Annotated in this window: 7 protein-coding genes; all 7 read right to left on the bottom strand. The window is 62.8% G+C overall.

Annotation, left to right across the window (positions count from 1 at the left end; all coding sequences use genetic code 11):
- Positions 1-230: VirB8/TrbF family protein (locus tag AC13C8_RS01795; RefSeq protein WP_482846228.1), on the bottom strand; the 230-nt coding region annotated here is incomplete at its 3' end.
- Between the two features lie 114 nt (positions 231-344).
- Positions 345-1,154, bottom strand: coding sequence for a type IV secretion system protein (locus AC13C8_RS01790; RefSeq protein WP_482846227.1), 810 nt, complete (start codon positions 1,152-1,154; stop codon positions 345-347).
- Positions 1,154-2,308 (bottom strand): lytic transglycosylase domain-containing protein, encoded by a 1,155-nt coding sequence (locus AC13C8_RS01785; protein WP_482846226.1) that lies wholly within the window; start codon positions 2,306-2,308, stop codon positions 1,154-1,156. Before AC13C8_RS01785 ends, AC13C8_RS01790 begins: the two co-directional genes overlap by 1 nt.
- Complete coding sequence (locus AC13C8_RS01780; protein ID WP_170317860.1) at positions 2,298-2,465, bottom strand: hypothetical protein; 168 nt, start codon at positions 2,463-2,465, stop codon at positions 2,298-2,300. Before AC13C8_RS01780 ends, AC13C8_RS01785 begins: the two co-directional genes overlap by 11 nt.
- Positions 2,462-4,837, bottom strand: a complete 2,376-nt coding sequence (locus AC13C8_RS01775) for a VirB4 family type IV secretion/conjugal transfer ATPase (RefSeq protein WP_482846225.1) — start codon at positions 4,835-4,837, stop codon at positions 2,462-2,464. Before AC13C8_RS01775 ends, AC13C8_RS01780 begins: the two co-directional genes overlap by 4 nt.
- A complete protein-coding gene (locus AC13C8_RS01770) occupies positions 4,827-5,105 on the bottom strand; it encodes a VirB3 family type IV secretion system protein (protein ID WP_114284347.1) in 279 nt (92 codons plus the stop codon). The genes AC13C8_RS01775 and AC13C8_RS01770 overlap by 11 nt, the downstream gene beginning before the upstream one ends.
- Positions 5,098-5,241, bottom strand: a 144-nt coding sequence (locus tag AC13C8_RS01765) for a TrbC/VirB2 family protein (protein WP_482846229.1), incomplete at its 5' end; no start/stop codon positions are given. The genes AC13C8_RS01765 and AC13C8_RS01770, both read right to left, overlap by 8 nt.

The following is a 5,241-nucleotide window of genomic DNA, read 5'->3' as shown; positions in this document are numbered from 1 at the left end:
GTCACCGAGGAAGCGCCCACCGAGGCCTCGGGGAGAGCAAAGCCGGTGGCGGGATCGTAGGGGACAACGACGGGGGGCGGGTCGACATCGAGGATCGAAACAGCCGCGGCACTCAGACAGCCGATGATGCCGAAGACAAGGCCTATCAGGCCAAGACGCTGCCAAAGCCGTTCACGGCGCAGGGCACCATAGACCAGTTCTTCCTCGATGATTTCTTGTTCAGTCGCCACCCGTCATGCCCCCGCTCGGCGTTTCGAAATGAGTTGAATCGGTTCTTCGCTGCCTCTCGCTGCGCTCGAACGCGAAAACCGATATTTGTTTTTGGGGATCATTTTCAAAACGCCTTAGTCAGCCCGGAGGTCCGGTAACGTGAAATCCATGAAGCGCTGCTCTTCGGCGATGGTGGCGGCATCGATCACGCCGCCCGTGCCATCGCCCACCGCTTGAATCGCTTCCAGCTGCCACATTGCCACGAGGGCGATGGCCAATTCAGCTGTCACGCGCGTGTTGAGATCGACGCTTTGCTTGAGCTCTTCCATGTCGTCGATAAGCCCGACGAGGCGGTCTACCCGCTCGAGCGATTGGCCGGCATCTTCATAGCTGTTCTGGGCGGCGGCTGAGACGAGTGCGCCGGTTGTGGCCTGCGTGGCCACACGGTTGGCCCCGGGATTGCCGCTGGTGGCCATTTCCGAGAGCGTGTCTTCATCGAAGCCGAGATCGGCCAGCACCCGGTCCATCTGGGTTTCGATTTCGCCTGCGCCGGAGCCCGAGAGGCCCGAGAAATCCCCAGTCTTGATCGCCTCAATCGTGGCGAGGATGTCCCCGAACTCCTGATCGAGCAGACCGTTCAACTCGTCTTCCATTTCCGTCCGGATGATTTCGGGAAGCTCGGCAAGTCGGGTGAGCGCTTCATAGGTTCTTTGCAGCTCCGCGAGTTGATCCGTGAGTGTGGCAAGCTGTTCGCGGAGCTGCGTCAGCTGCTCGTTTTGCAGGATCTCGTCTTCGATCATCTGCCGGAGCTGCTGGATGTTTTGCGCGATGTTCTGGGTGTCGACGACGGGTACGCCCTGTGAAAGGGCCGGGGACAGGGTGCCGAGATGCAGACCGATCCCAAGCGTCGTGGCCAAGGCCGTCCTCACGAGTAAGTCTCTCATCAGTCTATCTCCCTGATCGTGAATTCGATGAAGGCGCCCTCGGCCATGCGGGCGCTGGCCTGGGCCAGTTCCTCGGCGGAGAGCAGCTGGGTGCGGGCTGCCTGAAGCCGGATGCGGGCGGCAACGAGACGCACGAGTTCGGCGCGGGCATAGGTGTTCAGCGCGACGCTCTCCTGCACATCCTCGGTTTCGGAAATCCGTTCGACGATATCGCGGATGCGCAGGGCGGCTTGGCGGATCGCGGCGGGCGAGTTGCTGCCATAAAAGGCAGCCCCATGACCCGTGAGCGAGAGGTTGGCATTGGCGAGAAGCGCCGGATCGATCGTGCCAAGCGCTTCGATCCCGCCGATACGGGTCAAATAGAGGTTATAGCGTTCGGGGATCACCTGGACGTAGTGCTGGGTCTCGCGAAAGGGCGGAACGCCGCCATACTCGAAAACCCGGCCGGGTCCGGCGTTATAGGCCGCGAGGGCGTTGATGATGTTGCCATCGAATGTGTTGAGCTGGGTCGCGAGATAGCGCGCGCCGCCATGCACCTGCAGGTAGGGGCTATCATAGTATTCCGGGTTAATGCCCAGATCGCTGGCCGTGCCAGGCATGATCTGGGTGAGACCATAGGCACCGACGGGAGACCGTGCCCCAATCGTAAACCGGCTTTCCTGCCAGATGAGCGCTTGCAGCAACGCGCGCCATTGGACGGGGGAGAGACCCGCGCGGCCAACACCCGCAAAGCCGCTGGTTTCCTGGGCGACGCGGATGATGAGCTGCTCGATGTTCTCGGCGGCGTCGCCGAACATCTGCGCACCGCTGGGATTGGGGTCGATGTCGGCATTGCCATAGACCGCCTCGACTGACCGGGCCGGATCCCCGCTGCCGCTTTCCAGCCCCGAGACCATGGCGGGCAGGCCCTGACCGCCGAAGCTGGTCTGGGCATCGAGGATGCGTCGGAGGGTTTCCAGCTGTTCGCGTTCGATCTCGGCGATGAGTTCGCGCACTGCAAGCTTGTCGGCCTGAACAGCCAAGTCTGCCTCGCGATCGCCAGTCTCGACGATGTCACGCGCGGTCAGCCCATTGTCATTGGTCGGCACGCCTTGGGCGAAGCTGAGACCGGGCAGCAGGCAAAACGCCAGGATATGAGGCAGGCTAGACTTCAATGTCGCCCTCCGGGGTGCCAAGGGGCGTGAAGTCACAATCAGGCGCGACGGGTGCCGTGGACGCAAGGAATGTGAAGCAGTTCGCCTGCGGCTCCCGGTACTGGGTGCAGGAGGCCAGCGCGCCGAGCGCAGCCAAAGCGACAAGAATACGGATCATGAAAGCCTCCAGAAGTCTGGGCGGTCGCGGTAATCGGGGGCGACGAGCGCTTCGCCCTTTTCCATGCCGCCAAGGATGGTGAGATTGGGCCCAAGTGCGCTCAGATCGGCATCGACGACGATCGAGCCCTGGTCGTCGCGGATGAGCGCAAGGCGGCTGTCGCTGCCGGTGTTGAGAAGCACATCGAGTTCCTTCTCATAGAGGTTCAGCATCGCGTAATCGGCGGCATGGGCGCGGATGTTCGGGAGCAGGATCTGCGTCGGCACCGCCTCGACGATGGTCTTGCCGGTCCGGGTGCGTTCGAGCTGGCTCGCGTATTGCGTCATCATCACCGCGACGGTGTTCTGCTTGCGCGCGGTCACCAGCCAGTTCGAGAGCCGCTCGGCGAAATATGCGTTGTCGAGCGCCTTCCAGGCCTCGTCGATCACGATGATGGTGGGGCGGCGGTCCTCGATCTCGCGCTCGACCCGGCGGAAGAGATAGGAGAGGACAGCCATGCGTTCCTTCTCGGCCTCGCTGTCGAGAATGCCGGTGAGATCGAAGCCAACGACATCGCCTTCGAGCGAGAAGGTGTCTTTCAGCGTTTGTCCGAAGATCCAGCCGTAGCGGCCCTCTTCGGTCCATTCGAGCAGGCGCTGGTGCAGATCGCCGCCATCGTCGGTGGACACGAACAGCGATGCAAAATCCCGCCAGTTGCGCAGGGCGGGGTTTGTGGCTTGCGCGTTCTGGCGGACGACTTCCTGAATGCGGTTGGTCTGCGCGGGCGTCAGGGGCTTGTCAGCGCGGTAAAGAAGCGTGGCGAGCCAGTCCGACAGCCAGGCCGTGCCACGACTATCGGTTTCGGTCCAAAGCGGGTTGAGGCCTGTGGGTTGCCCGGCTTTCAAAGACGCATAGCGCCCGCCATTGGCGCGGACCGCCATCTCCATACCGAGCCGGTAATCGAAGACGAAGATCCGCGCCCCTGCTCGACGGGCCTGTGTCATGAGAAAGGCCGACAGCACCGACTTGCCAGACCCGGGCCGCCCCATGATCAGCGTATGCCCGCTGGTCGGTTCTTTCTCGGGGCTACCCTGCTCGTGATAGGAAAACCGATAGGCGCTCTGCTCGGGCGTGGGAAGATAGGTGATGACTTTGCCCCAGGGCGTTTTCTGAGCAGGCTTGCCGAGCTGGGTCCGATGAAACGCCGCGAAATCCGCGAAGTTGCGATTGGTGATTGCACTGGCACGGACGCGCTTGGGCTGGTTGCCGGGATGCTGGCTGAGGTAATGCGCCTTGGCCGCGACCCGCTCGCCAATCATCTTCACGCCTTCGGCGGCGGCGGCATTCACGATCTCCGCGCTGAGCGTCTGCAGCTCTTCGAGCGTTTCGCAAAAGAGCGTCACGACCATGTGGTGCTCGCCGAAGCTTTGGCGCTTGGCCTCGAGATCATCGGCGGCGATGTCGAGGGCTTCCAGGAGCGAGAGGGCTGCGTCCTGGCTGGCCTGCATCTGGCGCTTTTGCCGCTTGATGCGACCCCCCATGAGGTTCGAATTGATCGGCGTGAAGGAGTGGGTGACGATCATGTCGACCGGCAGGTTCAGCATGTCGAACATGGTGCAGGAGGTGCCTTCCGAGTATTCTCCGATGGTGAAGCTCTTGCCGTAGCGGTGGCCCACGACGCCCTCGGAAAGCTCGAAATGGTCGCCGTGAAACGTCACGCGGGTATTGGCGACGTTGAAGGACAAAAAGCCGTAGGTGTTTGCCGGGTAGAGCGGCAGCTCGGTGCCTGTGTTGAGGGCGCCCAGAAACCCCACCAATTCCCCCGATGCGGCTGATAAGAGCCGCGGCTTGAGTTCGGTGAGCCCCGACAGGAAGACATTCACGGCCTCGCCGAGGCGCTGCAGGCGCTTGCGGGTCTCCTCTCTCAGCCGGTCCGGCGCGCTACGGCTGAGGAACGGCAGGAGGCTTTTGGGGGGCGGGCGGTGAATGACGGTGAGCGTCAGTGTTTTGTCGCGGAGCCCGCTGGTCTCGAGTTTCGCGCGCCAGCGCCGGTCAACCTCGCCTGCGAAGCTGTCCTCACGAATTGGGTCCAGATCCGGTCTGATGGCCTTGGAGACCTTGTGGACGTAATAGCTGAATTCCGGCCCAAGCTGCGCGACGATGCGGGCAAAAAGCGCCGTCACCTTGTCGAGATAGGCATCGTCCGTCGTGTAGCTGTTGATCCCCTCGAGCCGGATGCAGCGGAAGAGTTCGTTCACCCGGGTCCGCACGGTCTGGTCGTCGACGAGGCTCACATAGGGCAGCATATGCGCGAGGCGGGTCTCGCGCGCATACCAGTCCGGCGTCATCGTGCGGAGGTCGAGCGCCGCATCACGGGCTTCATCACGGGGCATAGCTGTCCCCGCCGTGGATGGACCGGTTGCGCGTGGGTGGCGTTTCCTGCAGCGCCGTCATCATCACGTCGATGAAACGCGGGTCCCAATCTGCGGCCTTCCACAGCACCGGATAAAGAAGGGCGGCCACGCCCAGCACCCCGATGTGCTGGACCCAGACGAACAAGAGCACCGAACCGAAGAGCCAGACCATCGCGTACATGATGGGCAGGCCCAGAAGCTTCGGCGGGCGCACGAGCCCAAGAAAGAGGGGCGAGCGTTCAGCCACCGGCAAAGACCGCAGCAACAATCGTGGGGGCGGCCGCAACACCGGCGATGCCGACAAGCACCCAAAGCGCCTGGCGCAGGTCGATGATGTTGAAAAACCAGCTCAGAAAAACGCCGAGCACGGCAAGCGTGGCGAT

The sequence above is a fragment of the Aliiroseovarius sp. B-4 genome, assembly GCF_056857795.1.
This window is presented reverse-complemented; position numbering and strand designations above follow the sequence as displayed.

Bases quoted from the DNA above. Each gene is read 5' to 3' on its own strand.
- AC13C8_RS01790 (WP_482846227.1), bottom strand. From the start codon at position 1,154: ATGAGAGACTTACTCGTGAGGACGGCCTTGGCCACGACGCTTGGGATC.
- AC13C8_RS01780 (WP_170317860.1), bottom strand. From the start codon at position 2,465: ATGATCCGTATTCTTGTCGCTTTGGCTGCGCTCGGCGCGCTGGCCTCC.
- AC13C8_RS01775 (WP_482846225.1), bottom strand. From the start codon at position 4,837: ATGCCCCGTGATGAAGCCCGTGATGCGGCGCTCGACCTCCGCACGATG.